The organism is Paraburkholderia sp. J69-1 (assembly GCF_905220255.1).
In the GTDB taxonomy this organism is placed as follows: Bacteria; Pseudomonadota; Gammaproteobacteria; order Burkholderiales; family Burkholderiaceae; genus Paraburkholderia.
On record NZ_CAJMZG010000016.1, the window covers coordinates 91,064 to 106,444 of the forward strand.

Annotated in this window: 12 protein-coding genes; 5 read left to right on the top strand and 7 right to left on the bottom strand. The window is 65.4% G+C overall.

The annotated features are described in order from the left end of the window. Positions 1 to 2: 2 nt before the first annotated feature. Together U5A67_RS26545 and U5A67_RS26550 are read right to left on the bottom strand one after the other, a co-directional pair. The gene (locus U5A67_RS26545; protein WP_321816501.1) at positions 3 to 1,199 is read right to left on the bottom strand and encodes a CoA transferase; all 1,197 of its coding nucleotides are present in this window, start codon (positions 1,197 to 1,199) and stop codon (positions 3 to 5) included. Between the two features lie 26 nt (positions 1,200 to 1,225). Next, the gene (locus tag U5A67_RS26550; RefSeq protein WP_321816502.1) at positions 1,226 to 2,668 is read right to left on the bottom strand and encodes an MFS transporter; all 1,443 of its coding nucleotides are present in this window, start codon (positions 2,666 to 2,668) and stop codon (positions 1,226 to 1,228) included. A gap of 440 nt (positions 2,669 to 3,108) precedes the next feature. Here U5A67_RS26550 and U5A67_RS26555 point away from each other — a divergent pair, with 440 nt between their 5' ends. From U5A67_RS26555 to U5A67_RS26565, 3 genes are all read left to right on the top strand, one after another. Further along, complete coding sequence (locus U5A67_RS26555; RefSeq protein WP_321816503.1) at positions 3,109 to 4,026, top strand: DUF2092 domain-containing protein; 918 nt, start codon at positions 3,109 to 3,111, stop codon at positions 4,024 to 4,026. Further along, positions 4,023 to 4,670: a DUF6515 family protein gene (locus U5A67_RS26560; RefSeq protein WP_321816504.1), complete on the top strand. Its 648-nt coding sequence runs from the start codon at positions 4,023 to 4,025 to the stop codon at positions 4,668 to 4,670. Before U5A67_RS26555 ends, U5A67_RS26560 begins: the two co-directional genes overlap by 4 nt. 252 nt (positions 4,671 to 4,922) lie before the next feature. Continuing rightward, entirely contained in the window at positions 4,923 to 5,360 is a 438-nt protein-coding gene (locus U5A67_RS26565) for a Fur family transcriptional regulator (RefSeq protein WP_241023218.1), read from the top strand. Positions 5,361 to 5,526: 166 nt separating this feature from the next. Here U5A67_RS26565 and U5A67_RS26570 read toward each other — a convergent pair whose 3' ends face one another. Then, on the bottom strand, positions 5,527 to 5,925 hold the full coding sequence (locus tag U5A67_RS26570) for a PRC-barrel domain-containing protein (protein WP_241023217.1): 399 nt from the start codon (positions 5,923 to 5,925) through the stop codon (positions 5,527 to 5,529). A gap of 390 nt (positions 5,926 to 6,315) precedes the next feature. Beyond that, on the bottom strand, positions 6,316 to 10,638 hold the full coding sequence (locus U5A67_RS26575) for an ATP-binding protein (RefSeq protein WP_321816505.1): 4,323 nt from the start codon (positions 10,636 to 10,638) through the stop codon (positions 6,316 to 6,318). A 378-nt stretch (positions 10,639 to 11,016) separates the two neighbouring features. Here U5A67_RS26575 and U5A67_RS26580 point away from each other — a divergent pair, with 378 nt between their 5' ends. After that, positions 11,017 to 11,472 carry a thioesterase family protein gene (locus U5A67_RS26580; protein WP_321816506.1) on the top strand — a complete coding sequence of 152 codons (456 nt, stop codon included), beginning with the start codon at positions 11,017 to 11,019 and terminating at the stop codon, positions 11,470 to 11,472. A gap of 19 nt (positions 11,473 to 11,491) precedes the next feature. On the opposite strand, the gene U5A67_RS26585 is transcribed toward U5A67_RS26580, so the two are convergent. Continuing rightward, a complete protein-coding gene (locus U5A67_RS26585; RefSeq protein ID WP_321816507.1) occupies positions 11,492 to 11,809 on the bottom strand; it encodes a YnfA family protein in 318 nt (105 codons plus the stop codon). A 409-nt stretch (positions 11,810 to 12,218) separates the two neighbouring features. On the opposite strand from U5A67_RS26585, the gene U5A67_RS26590 reads away from it, so the two are divergent. Further along, positions 12,219 to 13,298, top strand: a complete 1,080-nt coding sequence (locus U5A67_RS26590; RefSeq protein WP_321816508.1) for an asparaginase — start codon at positions 12,219 to 12,221, stop codon at positions 13,296 to 13,298. A gap of 57 nt (positions 13,299 to 13,355) precedes the next feature. Here the strand turns inward: U5A67_RS26590 and phnX are convergent, their stop codons facing one another. After that, the gene (gene phnX / locus U5A67_RS26595) at positions 13,356 to 14,159 is read right to left on the bottom strand and encodes a phosphonoacetaldehyde hydrolase (RefSeq protein ID WP_321816509.1); all 804 of its coding nucleotides are present in this window, start codon (positions 14,157 to 14,159) and stop codon (positions 13,356 to 13,358) included. Positions 14,160 to 14,206: 47 nt separating this feature from the next. Continuing rightward, the gene (locus U5A67_RS26600; protein WP_321816510.1) at positions 14,207 to 15,367 is read right to left on the bottom strand and encodes a 2-aminoethylphosphonate--pyruvate transaminase; all 1,161 of its coding nucleotides are present in this window, start codon (positions 15,365 to 15,367) and stop codon (positions 14,207 to 14,209) included. Positions 15,368 to 15,381 lie beyond the last annotated feature (14 nt).

Below are 15,381 nucleotides of genomic sequence, written 5' to 3' on the forward strand. Positions count from 1 at the left end.
GTTCAGATCACTCCTTGCGCGCGCAACGTTTCCACCTGCGCAGCGTCGTAACCGAGTTGCGCGAGCGTTTCGCGCGTGTGAGCGCCCAGCGTGGGCGCGGGCGTGGTGGGCGCGGCATCGGCGTCGGACAGGCGCAGCCCGGCACGCGTGACGCGTTGACCCGCCTCGCCATGCGCGGGCGCGAATTCGCGCACGAAGCGCCGTTCGGCCAGATGCGGATGCGCCAGAACCTGCGGCACCGTGAGCACGCGGCCCACCGGCACGCCGCGCGCGAGCAGACGCGTTTCCCAGTTCGCGGCGCTATCGGCGGCGAGCGCGGCTTCGATATCGGCCTTGAGTTCGGCGCGATGCTGTTTGCGCAGATGGCGCGCGGCATAGCGTGCGTCTTGCGGCAGATCCGGGCGGCCGATCACCTCGCACAGGCTCTCGAACTGGCGCGTTTCGTTGGCGGCGATGTTGAGCAGGCCGTCGCCGGTTGCGAAGGTGCCGGAGGGTGCGGCGGTGAAGTTTTCGTTGCCCATCGGCGTGGGCTCGACGCCGGCGTTGAGATAGTTCGACACGACCCAGCCCATGCTGGCCAGCGCCGATTCGAGCATCGACACATCGAGCCGCCGGCCACGCCCGCTCGTGCGCGCATCGACCAGCGCGGCGCAGATGCCGAACGCAGCGGTGAGGCCGCCCACCGTATCCGAGACCGGATAACCCACGCGCAACGGCGCGCTTGCGGCATCGCCGGTCACGCTCATCACGCCGGCCATGCCCTGAATGATCTGATCGTAGGCAGGGCGGGGCGCGAGTTCGCCGCTTTCGCCGAAACCGGAAATCGCGCAATACACCAGCCGCGGATTTGCTTCGGATAGCTGATCAAATCCCAAACCGAGGCGATCCATCACGCCGGGGCGGAAATTCTCGACCAGCACGTCGGCGTCCTTGACGAGTTCGAGCAGGATCGCCTTGCCGCGCGCGTCCTTGAGATTGAGCGTGATCGAGCGCTTGCCCGCATTCACGGCCACGAAGGACGCGCCCATATTGCGCGCGGCGGCGTCCTTGTCGGCGCCCAGACGGCGCGCGAGATCGCCGCCTTCGGGGTGCTCGACCTTGGTGACATCGGCGCCGAGCAGCGCGAGTTGATAGGCGCAGAACGGGCCCGCAAGCACGTTCGACAGATCGAGAACGCGTACTCCAGAGAGAGGCAACATCGTGATTCCAGCCTGTTTTTAAAGCATCAATGGGAAATTTCTTCGAGCGAGCGCTGCGTGGTGCGCGGGCCGAACAGGCCGATCGCCGCCATCACCATGACCATCGCGCCGGTGATCAGCGCGAAGACGCCCGGGACGCCGAAATGACGCAGCGCGAACGCAATCATGAAACCCGAGAACATCGCGGAAAGGCGCGACATCGAATAGACAAAGCCCACCGCCGTGGCGCGCATGCGCGTGGGAAAGAGTTCGACCTGATAGGCGTGATAGCCGACCGATAGCAGCGTGCCGCCCAGCGTGATGAGCACGCCGAGCAACATCAGCATCGCGGGCGCGGTCTGGAACGCGAACAGCGTGCCGAACACCGCAATGGCGAGCGCGGCCAGCACGATCAGCGTCTTGCGCTCGATGCGGTCGGCGATCGCCATGCCGATCAGCGGACCGAACGGATTCGACGCGGCAATCACGAAGGAATAGAGCAGGCTGTGCGTGACCGTCACGCCTTTGGAGACGAGCAGCGTCGGCACCCAGGAAGCGAAGCCATAGAAGCCGATCGCCTGAAACAGGTTGAAGACGAGCAGGGTGATCGTGCGGCGGCGATACGGCGGCTGCCAGAGTTCGGCGAAACGCGCTTTGGCCGGCGTTGCGTGCGCCGTGCTTGCGGTATCGAAGGAAGGCGCGGGCAGCGCTCGACCGTATTGCGCCTCGACTTTGGCTTCGAGTGTTGCGAGCACGCGTGCGGCTTCCTCGTAGCGTCCGCGCTGTGCGAGCCAGCGCGCGCTTTCGGGCACGCGGCGGCGAATCGCCCACGCAATCAGCGCACCGCACGCGCCGAACATCACGACCCAGCGCCAGCCGTCGAAACCGAGTGGCGCGCGCGGCACGAACCACCACGCCAGCAGCGCCACCGCCGGCACCGCCGTGTACTGCACGAGATGCACGAAGGCGAAGGCGCGCCCGCGCATGTGTTTGGGCACGAGTTCGCTCACATAGGTGTCGATGGTGACCAGTTCGATCCCCACGCCGATGCCCGCGATCAGACGCCAGAGGTTGATCGCCGGGGCGCTGGTCTGCATCGCCATCACAAAAGTGGCCGCCGAATACCAGAGCAGCGAGGCCGTGAACATCGTGCGGCGGCCATAGCGGTCGGCGAGTCTCGTGAAGCAGAAGGTGCCGATAAAGAGGCCCGCGAACGAAGCGGCCACGAAGGCGCCAAGACCCGAAAAGCCGAAGAACGACGCCGTGGTGGTCGAATAAAGCCCGCTTTTGACGAGGCCCGGGCCGACGTAGGCGGTGAAGAACAGATCGTAGAACTCGAACCAGCCGCCCAGCGAGAGCAGCAGCACGAGCGACCAGACCGCGCGTGTGGCCGGCAATCGGTCGATGCGCGCGTTGATCTGTGCCGCGGAGCTGGGCGCGGCGGCATCGCGAGGCGGCGCGTGGGTCGCGCGTAGCGGCAGACTGGACATGGTGGCGTCTCCTGAGCAGAAGCTGCGGCATGACGTCCGCAGTTCGCGTTGTGTGATGTGTCGTTGCGTTTCGGCGATCATTCTATCTGGGAGAACGTCGTTCTATAAATCGCAAACGGATGATAACGCGAGGTTTTATCGACACCGACCAGGGGTTTTACGGAGCACCTCACCTGGCAACGCCATCGGCGTGAAGCCCGACATGCCGCTCGACATAAAGCCCGGCACGCACCCGCGCGAGCGCGCGCATTCATGTGACGAAGTTTTGGGAACTGCTAAGCTCGGCGTTATGAAGCGTGCGCGACGCTGTGCCGCGTCGATGCGCTTCGCCGACCGTCATCGCCGTCCGTGCAAAAGTGCATCGATGCAGGGAAGCACGGCGAGACAGGAGAACGAGGGAACGGCGGTCGGATCAAGCGATCTTTCAGTCAGGAGACGATGTGAATAAAAGAGTCTTCCCTGGAGTCAATCGGCGCGCGTTGCCTCGATTCAACGGCACGAAGTTATCGCTTTCGATGGGCGTGGCGCTGCTCGGCGCAGTCACGCTCGCGGGCTGCGCGCATCAGGAAACGTCGGGCGAGCGAGCGCCTGCGCAATCGAACGTGCCTTCGCCGCTCAACGATCTGGGCACCGACAGCACGGAGAACGGCGGCGCGTCGAGCGCGATCGATGCGCACGCAACCGATGCGCTCGATGCAATGGGCACGTATCTGCGCACCTTGCACGCGTTCGAAGTCGATGCCGATTCGGCCACCGACGCCGTGCTCGACAACGGCCAGAACGCCGCGCTGCTGCGCCATACGGTGCTCAAGGTCAAGCGCCCCGACCGTCTGCGCGCCGATATCACCGGCGACGGCAATGTGCGCGGCATCTTTTACGACGGCCGCCGCTTCACGATCTACAACCAGAAAAAGGGCTTCTACGCGCGACGCGATGCGCCGCCCACGCTCGACGGTCTGGTCCACGACCTGGCCGCGAACTGGCACATCGAAACACCGCTCGTCGATCTGTTTTACTGGGGCAACGGCAAATCGGACGATCTGGCGATTACGTCGGCGCAGACGATCGGCGTCGAGAAAGTCGATACGCGCAGTTGCACGCATTACGCCTACCGCCAGCAGGGCGTGGATTGGGAACTGTGGATCGAAGCGGGGCGCCGGCCGCTGCCGTGCAAGATGATCATCACCGATACGACCCAGACTTCGCGCCCGCGCCATGAGGTGACGTATCACTGGCGGCTGAATCCGGTGTTCGCGCCTTCGACGTTCGTGTTCCGGCCGCGTGCCGGCGCGCGCCAGATCGAGCTCCAGCCTGCCGACTCGACGTCGGGGCAAACGTCCGATGTGGAGGCTCAATGATGCGCGGCCAGACTACGCAACGGGCAATCGCGGCGGCGCTGACGATGTCGATGGCGCTGGCCTCGGGTGAGGCGCTGGCGTTTCGCGGCATGGCGCGCACGAGCATCCATCCGATGGGCGGGAATTTTGGCGGCGGCGGGATGCATACGCGGCCTGGATTCAACGGCGGCGGCGAGCAGATGCATACGCGCCCAGGCGCCAATGGCGGTGGCGAGCAGTTTCATGGCGGACAACCGGGGCCTGGGCCGCAGCCGCATCCGCCGGGGCCTCAGCCGAATCCGAATCCCAATCCGCATCCGCATCCGCCAGGGCCGCAGCCTGGTCCTGGACCCGCGCCAGCACCGCATCCTCCTGGGCCAGGACCTGGACCCGGCCCAGGCCCGGGTCCGGGCCCGCATCCGCCCGGGCCGCCGCCACCTCCGCCGCCTTACTGGGGCGGCGGCTGGTACGTCGATCCGGTGGCCGCAGCGGTGACGGTCGGCGTGACGGCGGCCGTGGTCGGCTCGATGGTCGCGACGCTGCCGCCATCGTGCACGGCCGTCGTGGTCGGCGGCGCGACTTACGAGCAGTGCGGCGCGACCTGGTATCAGCCGCAGTATGTGGGCGCGCAGGTGCAGTATGTCGTCGTGACGGCGCCCAGATAAACACCGGGGCAGGGAAGCCGACGGGCACTCGTCCGCCGGTGTAACGCGAGCACGAACAGCCGCCAGCAAACGTGATCCGGCAACGATCGCGCGTCATCGGAATGAAAGCTTCGGACCCGCGGATCTCATAAACCGCAGCGCATCGCGGGGGCTTAAGCAAGCCTTAAGCAAGCGCCGACGAGACTGTCGGTCAGGTCCGAAAATGTATCCGATGTAATGAGAGCGATCTACGCAGATCTGAAACGTGCCCGCATGCGTCCGACGTCGAGTCGGGTCGCCGTGCTGCAACTGTTTCACGAAAATCCGAACGAACACATGACCGCCGATCAGGTGTTCCGGCGCGTCCCGCCGGACACCGAGCAATGCAGCCTCGCGAGCGTCTACCGCGCGCTGGCGCAGTTGCTGGAGGCCGGGCTGATCACCAACGCGTGGATCGGCGAGCAACGCGTCGTGTATGAACTGAACCGTGGCACGCGCCATTCGCATCTGGTCTGCAACGACTGCGGCACGATCCGCGATATCGACGACAGCGAACTCGAGGCGCAGCACGCGACGATCGCCGCCGCGCGCGAATTCACGTACACGAGCGCGAGTCTGGTGATCTTCGGGCGATGCGCGCATTGTGCGGCGGCGATCGAGGCTGGCGCGCGGCGCATTCCGGCGCGAGCCGTTGCACATCGCATGGAATAAGGTGCAGGACAAGCAAACCCAGCGCGGATTGACGGCGCTGGGACGCAGGGCGAGAGGCGGTTTGACGGCTTCATCGCCGTGTTTTTATGATTTTACATAACATAAATTATCGAACTTTTATTTGAGGTAGCTAAGCCCTCCTTAGCCACCTCAAATCGCCGCAAATTTACTCCTTCGCGTAATTGAACTCCGGCATCGCCTTCAACGACGACTTATCCGTCTGCAGCACGATCTGCTTGGCGCTGATCTGCAGATCGTTGAACGGCACGGCAACAAGGTGTTTGCCCATGCCCAGAAAGCCGCCCACCGAAAGAATCGCAAACGCGCCGGCATTCGGCGACTCGAGCACGATATCGTCGATTTCGCCGATCTTGTTGCCGTTGTTGTCATACACATCCGAGCCGACCAGTTTCGACGCTCTAAAACCCGTCCCGGACTGAACCGTTGCCAGGCGTTGCACGGCGATCGACTGCGGCGTGCCCTGGCCATAAGCGAGCGACGAACCGGCCAGGCCCGAAGCCGCGATCATCAGCGCAAACGCGAGCGAACTGGCGCGAGTTTTCATGATGTTTTCCCCCTCGACGATGGTTGTGGATGTTTGTCGTCCGAGCGTTGCCAGACTTCAAACACCCCGGCGCAAGCCACATGCCCGTCGCCGGCCGGACGTGCTTTGCGCAACCGGCGTTCCAGCCACGGCACGCGCCTTGCAACCGACATTGGCACTCGTAGTCATCGCATCGTCAGGAGGATGCCTATGCCGCTCGCCTCGCCGCTTGCCTCGTTTGCCGCTATCGACGCGCTCCACGCGCATTTACCCACCGAGGAGCCGCTCGATCCCCATCCCAAGCCGCCGCCGCCCTTGCCCGACGGCGACGTGCCGCCGCCTCCGCCGCTTGGCGATCCGCCCTCGGATGCGCCGCCGGAACGCGCCCGGTATTCAAGCGCGGCGTATGCCTCAAAGCCCACGCCGCGCCACCGGCACGCCCGCGCCGCGTTCGCCCAGCAATTCGCGGCGCGAGCGCGTGAGCAGCAGCATGATCTGGTCGGGATCGGCGGGTTTGGTGATGTGCCAGTCGAAGCCCGCCGCGACGGTCTTTTTGCGATCTTCTTCCTGTCCCCAGCCCGTTAGCGCCACGACCACCATCTCGGACGATTCGGGCATCGCGCGCAGCGCACGCGCCACGTCGTAACCGCTCAATCCGGGCATGCCGAGATCGAGCAGCACCGTCTGCGGACGAAACACCGCCGCGAGCGCCAGCGCCTCTTCGCCCGCATGCGCCACGCGCACATCGTGGCCCGAGATCGACAGCAGCAACGCGAGGCTTTCCGCCGCGTCCCGGTTATCGTCGACAACGAGCACGCGGCGCGTGCTGCGCGCCGCGTCACCCGGTTCATCGGCCGCGGCGCGCTCGGGCTGTGTCGGCACGACGATCGGCAGAATCACGCGGAATTCGCTGCCCAGGTTCGCCCCGGCCGAGCGCGCGTGGATCGTGCCGCCGTGCAGCCGCACGAGCCCTTTGGAGAGCGCGAGGCCGATACCCAGCCCGCCTTCGGTACGCGTCGAGCGCGCGTCGATCTGCGAAAACATCGCGAACAGGCGCTCGTGCGCGTCGGGCGGCAGACCGATGCCGTCATCCTTCACCGCGAGTTCGACCGAGTCGCCGGACACCGTGATCGTCAGTTCGATATGGCCGCCCGGATCGGTGTATTTTCCGGCGTTATTGAGCAGATTCGATACGACCTGGGCCAGCCGCAGCGCATCTGCGTCGATCAGCACATCGGGCAGCGGCGCATGTACGACAAGCGCGTGACGCTTGCGCTCCAGCAAGGGCCGCGACGCTTCCACGGCGGTCTGGATCACGCCCGCGAGACTCACCACGTCGCGGCGCAGATCGAGCTTGCCGCAGGTGATGCGCGCGAGGTCGAGCAGATCGTCAAGCAGTCCCGACATATGCGTGACCTGACGGCGGATCACGTCGGTGGCCCACGCCAGTTGCCCGGGCGTGAGCGACGCCGAAGCCAGAATCGCCGCCGCGCTGCGGATCGGCGCAAGCGGGTTGCGCAGTTCGTGCGAGAGCGTGGCGAGGAACGCGTCCTTCTGATGATCGGCTTCTTCTAGCTGCTGACGCACGCGCACGTGCGCCGAAATATCGCGGAAATAGCAGACCAGGCCGAACTGATCGTCGGGCAACGGCGTGCGGTGCACTTCCCATTCGTAGCATTCGCTGCCTTCGCGATCGCGCCGCGCCTCGATGCGCTCGGGCGTGTGATACGGCTGCCCGGTTTCGAGCGTGCGCCGGAAAATATCGACGATTTCCTCGGCGTAAGGCGCGTTCCAGACTCGCCGCATCACGGCGCTCACGTCCTCGCCGATCAACTCGGCCGCATCGCCGAAAAACGGCCGCGCGGCCGGATTCACTTCGCGTATGCGCAGGTCGCGATCGACCAGATAGACGCCCAGCGGCGCCTCGTTCATGAGCGTTTCGAATTGCGCGGTGCGCAGACGGATCGATTCCTGGGCGTCCTTGCGCTCGGTCACATCGGTCATCAGCACGGCGGCGCCTTCGGCCGCCGGATAGATGCGCGTCTCGAACCAGCGGCCCGTGTGGAGGCAGCGCGTTTCGAACTGGCGCGCCTCGCGCGCGACCAGCGCGGCTTGCAAGGCTTCGGCAAAACCGTTGGTCGCGGCTTCGGGACAGACATCGACGAGCCGTTGGCCAAGCGCCTGCGTCGCGGTTTTGCCGGCCAGTTCCAGAAAGCGCGGATTCACCAGCGTCAGCCGCGCGTCCTGATCGAGCAGGAAGAACTGATCCTGAATGCTCGAGAGCGCCAGTTCGAGCAGTTGTTCGTTGGCGCGGCGAATCTGCGTGCGTTCGAGCAGCGCGCCCACCCGCGCCGCCAGTTCGCGCGCGGAAAACGGCTTGACGAGATAGTCGTCGGCGCCAGCGTCGAGGCCTTCGAGGCGCGACTCTTCGCCCGCGCGCGCCGACAGCAGGATCACCGGCACGCCGCGCAAGGCCGCATCGCGGCGCACTTCGGCAAGCAGGCCGAAGCCGTCGAGGCGCGGCATCATCACGTCGGAAACGATCAGGTCGGGCCGATGGCGGCGCGCCATCTCCAGCGCCTGCACGCCGTCCGCGGCGAGATCGACCTGATAGGCGCTGGCGAGCAAGGTGCCGACGTAGGCGCGCATATCGGCGTTATCGTCGACCAGCAGAATGCGCGAGCCGAAGGTCATCGCGAAACGCCGGTCGCGCAAGCCCGTGAACGCCGCGCTCGCCGCTGGGTCCATCCGCAGGCCGTCGGTTTCGCCGATGGCGGCTTTGTCCGCCGACGCCGCCTGGCCGTCCGCCTTCCCTACGCCTGGCGTGCCCAGCCAGCCCGCGGCCTCCGCCGCAAACGCGGCGGCAAAGTTCGACGCGCCTGGTGTGGCGGCGCGCAGATGCGCCGCATCCAGATGCGCGCTGCCAAGCGGCACGCTCACCGTGAAGCGCGAACCGTGCCCCGGCTCGCTCCACGCCTCGATGCGCCCGCCATGCAGCTTGACCAGTTCGTAGACCAGCGCGAGACCGATGCCCGAGCCTTCCTGCGTGCGCCCTTGCGTGCCCTCCACGCGATGAAAGCGCTCGAACAGGCGCGGCATTTCGTGCGCCGGAATCCCGCTGCCGCTGTCTTCGACGGTGAGCAGCGCATCCGCGCCATGGCGCGCGAGACTCACGCCGATGCGCCCGGCCAGCGTGAACTTGAAGGCATTCGAGAGCAGATTCAGGACGATCTTTTCCCACATCTGCCGGTCGACATACACTGCCTCGTCGAGCCGGCACTGCACGCGAAACGCCAGCCCGCCGCGCTCGATCGCCGACCGGAACGTGCTCGCTACGTCCTGGGTCAGGCGCGCCAGATCGGTCGGCTCGTAGCAGACGTCGATGCGCCCTGCTTCGATCCGCGCGAAATCGAGCAGCGAATTCACGAGGCGCAACAGCCGGTGGCCGCTGCGGCGCGCGAGACGCAGCAAAGCCAGTTGCGCGGGATCGTGATTGGCGGCAACGAGGTCGTCGAGCGGCGAAAGCATCAGCATGAGCGGCGTGCGCAGTTCGTGGCTGACGTTGGAGAAAAACGTGGTTTTGGCGCGATCGAGCGCGGCCAGTTGCTCGACGCGCCGACGTTCGTTTTCGACCGCGCGCGCGGCTTCGACAATGCTGCCCGCCTGCGCCGCGACCAGTTCGATAAAGCGGCGGTAATCGTCGTCGAATCGCAGCCGCGGGCTCAGACCCGCGACGAGAAAGCCGATACAGCCGTTCGCGCCAGCGGGCGCGGCGGAATCCGCACGACCGGTTGCACGCATCAAGGGCACGACGGCGGCGCGGCTCACCGGCTCGGGCCAGACCGAAGGCGCAGGCAGCAGGCCAGCGAGCGCGTCAGCCTCCAGCGGCGCGCCCGAGCGCGCGGCTTCGGCGAATGCGAGCCCGAGGGTGCCGGCATGCGCGCCGTGCAGCGCCACATCGGCGGCCAGATGCGGAGAATCGGCGTGACTGGACGCCGTGCGGTGCGCGAGCGCGCCATCCTCGCCCAGCAGATAGAGCGCGACGAACGGCAGATCGTGCCGGTTGGCGTCGAGCGCGGCGACGATCTCGTCGCACGCACCCGCGACCGATTGCGCGCTGCGCGCCGCGCCCGACAGTTGCGCCACAGACGCGAGACGACGTTCGGAGAGGATGCGCCGCGTGTCTTCGGTCACGACGCACAACATGCCTTCGACCGCGCCGTCGTCGCCATGAACCGGGCCGTAGGAAAACGTGTGATACGTCTCTTCCTTGAAACCGTTGCGTTCGAGGAACAGCAGCAGGCTTTCGTCCCAGGTCGCTTCGCCGGTGGTCAGCACGTGCTGGATGCGCGAACCCGCCTCGGCCCACACTTCCGCCCAGACTTCGCGCGCGGGCAAGCCGATGAATTGCTGCTTGCCGCCGAGCGTTGGCCGGTAAGCGTCGTTGCAGAGAAACGTGAGATCGGGCCCGTAGGCGAGCCACATCGCGTAGCGCGAAGCGAGCATCAGGCGCACGACGCTCTTGAGGCTATGCGACCAGCTTGCGTAGGCGCCGAGCGGCGTGCCGGACCAGTCGAAAGCGCCGACGAGCGCGGCCATGCCCACCCCGGCGTCCAGCGGCTGCGCGCGCTGCTGCAGGCCCTGCCCGACCGCCGCAATGGCCTCGTCCACGACGGTGCGGATGGCGTGCTGGCGCGCCTCGCTTCCGTCGTCGCGCTCTGCTTCACCGGTCATGAGGTCTCCCGTGGGGGCTGGGTCTGGCTTGCCGCCTGGTATGTCGCCTGGCCTGCTGCTGGGGTTGCCACATCGGTTTGCCACCATCAGTGCCCGTTGCGGACAGTGCCTCATAGCAGCAATTTGCGCGCCTGATGCCGATCCGTTCGAGAGTGCGCCCTGCCCGCGCGCCGTGTCAACGCTCCCGCACCCGCATTCCGAAGACGAATCGCTTGCGGCACATCGCTGCCGACGGGGGCGCCAGGAAGCGCGTCAGCCGCTACAATCGCGCACTGGCTGCGGCGAATTGCCCCAGGCGGGCGATCCGACCCCGCCGCAAACGCCCCGCAGTCAAGCACAACACCGAGACAAACCCCGCATCAGTTCAGGCAACGCGTCATGGCCCGCATCGAGCTCCATTTTCCCGAAGACCAGTATTACTACTCGACCCACCTCACCGTGCGCGTCACCGATATCAACTCGGCCAATCACCTCGCGAACGATTCGATGATCTCGATGATTTCCGAGGCCCGCGCGCGCTTCCTGTTCGACGCCGGTATCGAGGACATGAAGGACGCGCACACGAGCATCATCGTCACGGATCTGGCGACCACCTACCGCGCCGAAGCCTATGCCCGCGACCAGTTGTGCTTCGAAGTCGGCATCATGGATTTCAACAAATACGGCGGCGACATCATTTTTCGCATCACGCGCCCCACGGACGGCGCGCTGATCGCGATGGCGAAATCGGGCTTCGTGTTTTTCGACTACGAGGCAAAGAAGGTCGTGCCGATGCCGAAGGCGTTCCGCGCGAAATTCCCCGAGGTCAATACGCTGGCTGGAGCGTTGGCCTGAGCGCCAGCGTCATGCGTTTTCAGCGCGGCTGAAACGCAATCAGGGCCATGCCGGCGAGCGTGAACGCGATGCCGGCCCAATCCCACGGGCTCGGGCGGATCGCTTCGACGCCCCACAGCCAGAGAATCGCGACGAACACGTAGACGCCGCCATACGCGGCATACGTGCGACCGGCCGCGTTCGGGTGCAGCGTCAGGAGCCAGGCGAACAGCGCGAGCGACGCGGCCGCGGGCACCAGCAACCAGACGCTCGCGCCTTCGCGCAGCCAGCGATAAGGCAGATAGCAGCCGACGATCTCGGCGAGCGCGGTGGCGACAAACAGCAGAAACGTCTTCATGGGCGAGGTTCTATCCAGGGGCGCTCATGGTAACGCAGGCCATCGTTACACGTAAAAATCATCATCTATTACGCATGGGAATTTTCAGTTGCCCGCAATCTGGAAGGCAGATTTTCTGTATTGCGGATGATTAAATGGTGAGCGTCGTTATTCATTTTTTAAAGCGACAAAATGAATAAATCCGGTTTCATTACGTCGAATTACGTAAACGATTGCGAAGAATATCAACCTGCATGTTGTCACTCACGCTGAATTCCGTTGCACAGCGTATGTTTTCGCTGTTATTCCCCGGCGGCAAAAAATCGCACTTCATCAATGCGATATTGCATTTATCGGTAAATGGCAAATAATCGATTGGCGCAGTGCGCGCCTTGAATATCGATTATCTAAATATCAAAGGAAAACAATCATGCGACACGCCGTTTATGCCCGCTATTTCGCCACGCTGTTATTCCTCGTTTCCGCGTTAATTCCCCCCACTGCTTTTGCCGCCGATACCGCCTTGCCGCGCGTCGCCGTGCTCGCCACTGGCGGCACCATCGCCGGTCAGGCCGATGCGCGCGCGGCCAACGCCTACAACGCGGGCGCAGTGGGCGCCCAGCAACTCGTGCAGGCCGTGCCCGGCATCGAAAAACTCGCGCAACTGAGCACCGAACAGGTCGCCTCGATCGGCTCGCAGGACATGAACGACAAGGTCTGGTTCGCGCTGGCGCGGCGCATCCAGCAGATATTCGATCGCAACGAGGCCGATGCTGTCGTCATCACCCACGGCACCGACACGCTCGAAGAAACCGCCTTCTTCCTCGACAACGTGCTGCACACCGACAAACCCGTCGTGCTGGTCGGCTCGATGCGGCCGTCCACGGCCACCAGCGCCGACGGCCCGAGCAATCTCTACGAAGCGGTGGAAGTGGCGGCGAGCCCGGCGGCGCGCGGGCGCGGCGTGATGGTCGTGCTCAACGACACGATCCAGTCGGCGCGGGCGACGACCAAAACCAACACCACGAGCGTGCAGACCTTCGTGTCGCCCAACAGCGGGCCGATCGGTTACGTCGATCCGGCGAGCGTGCGCTTTCTCGCGCCGGCGTTCCAGCCGGATAGCCACAAGTACACCCTGCCCTCGGGCGAAGCGCTGCCGCGCGTCGCCATCGTCTACTCGCACGCGAATATGGACGGCGTGGAGATCGACAGCGCGATCGCCAGCAAGGCAAAGGGCATCGTGCTCGCGGGCGTCGGCGACGGCAATACGTCGAAGACGGCGCTGGATGCGCTCGAACGGGCCGCGAAACAGGGCATCGTCGTGGTGCGCGCGTCGCGCGTGGGTTCGGGCTTCGTGAATCGCAATGTCGAGGTCAACGACGACCAGAACGGTTTCGTCGTTTCGCTCGATCTCAATGCGCAGAAGGCGCGCATTCTCACGCAACTGCTGATCGCGAACGGCATCACAGCGCCTGCGCAGGTGCAAAAGGCGTTCGCCGCGACTTGGTGATCGCGCGCGCGAAAAAAACGGGCGGCATCGCGCCGCCCGCTCACATCGAAGGCTTGATCAGGGACGCTCGCCGCGCGCCAGACGCGTTTCGATTTCCGTGACCACAGGCAGCAGATCGGCCACGCTGTCGATCACGTAATGCGCGCCCGCCGCGCGCAGACGCTCGACCGCCGCCGCACGGCGCAGCGCGAATTCGTCGGGCGCGAGTGCGTGCACTTCGTCCTCGGTCATGCCGAAGGCGTTGCCGCTCACCGCCACGCCCACGGCCCACGTGCCGCCGTTCAGACCTTCTTCGATGCCGACTTCGGTGTCGTCCACCTTGATCGCATCGCGTGCGAGCCACACGCCCAGCTGCGGCAGCGTGCGATAGATCATGTACGGCGACGGACGGCCTTCCGGCGTGTCGCCCGTGCAGACGATGCTGTCCGCCTCGAAGCCTTGCGCAGCCGCGCCCGGCACGATCTGATCGATGATCTCGCGCGTATAGCCCGTGGTGGAGCCGATGCGCACGCCATCGGCACGCAGTTGCCTCGTCACGGCCGCGACGCCCGGAATCACGTCGCTGTACTGCGCGGCCACGGCGACGTTCTTCGGCACGAATACGTCATAAACCGCGTCGATATCGGCTTCGCCCGGCAGATGGCCGTGGCGCGCCTGCCAGGCTTGGGCCACGCGCGGCAACGCCATCAGCGCGGCAATATGCGGACGCTTGGCCATACCCATCGGACCGCGTGCCTCGTCGATCGTGATCGGCACGCCGAACTGCTCGAAGGTTTCGACGAAAGCGCCCATCGGCGCGCGCGAACCGTAGTCCACCACCGTGCCGGCCCAGTCGAAAATCACTGCCTTGACGTGTTTCATTTCCCTTTGTCCTTCGAATGACGCTGCGTTGTACGTGTATCGATCAATCACGCTGCCAGCGCCTCGCGGGCGTCCAGCGAAGCGTGTTCCGGCGCGCCGTCGGGCACGCCCAGGGTGCGCAGGGCCGTGCCGCAGGCTTCGACCACGCGGCGCATCACCGCTTCGTCGAGCGCGCCGATACAGCCGATGCGGAAGCTTTCGACGTTCGTGAGCTTGCCCGGATAGATGATGAAACCCTGCTCTTTCATCAGCTCGTAAAAGCGCGTGAAACTGAAGTTCGCATGCGCAGGCGAAAAGAACGTGACAATGATCGGCGAGCGCCAGTTTTGCGTGAGCAGCGGCTCGAAACCGAGCGCCTGCATGCCCGCCACCATCACATCGCGATTGCGCGTGTAGCGCGCGAGCCGCCCCGGCTGGCCGCCCTGTTCCGCATAGAGGCGCAGCGCTTCGAGAAAGGCCGCCACGGCATGCGTCGGCGGCGTGAAGCGCCACTGGCCGGTGCGGTTCATCACGTCCCACTGATCGTGCAGATCGAGCGCGAGCGAGTGGCTGACGCCCTTGGCCGCTTCCAGCGCGCTTTTCTTCGCGATCACGAAACCGAAGCCCGGCACGCCCTCGATACATTTATTCGCCGACGAAACAAACGCCTCGCACGGCAGCGTGCGCATATCGAGCGGCACGGCGCCGAACGCGCTCATCGAATCGATCAGCAGACGGCGGCCATGACGCGCGACCAGCTCGGCGATTTCCTCGACCGGATTGAGAATGCCCGAACTGGTTTCGCAATGAACGACCACGACATGCGTGAAATCCGCGTGTTCGACGAGCAGTCGCTCCACATCGGCGGCGCGCGGCGGCAGGTAGTCGCCGGTGTCGTGCACCGTATGGCGGCGGCCCAGATAGCGCAGCGTGGTAGCGATGCGCTTGCCGTACGCGCCGTTGGCCAGCACCAGCACGTGGCCGTCGCGCGGCACGAAGCTGCCGAGCATCGCTTCGACGCAGTAGCTGCCGCTGCCCTGCAAGGGCACGCAGTCGTAATCGAGATCCGTGGCGCCGGCGATCTCCAGCAACGCGGCGCGCAGGCGCGCGGTCATGGCGCGGAAATCGGCGTCCCACGATCCCCAGTCGCGCTGCATGGCGGCCTTGGTCGAAGCGGCCGTGGTCAACGGGCCGGGGGTCAGCAGGTAAGGATCTGCGGCGGTGGTCATGCGGGCTGCTCCAG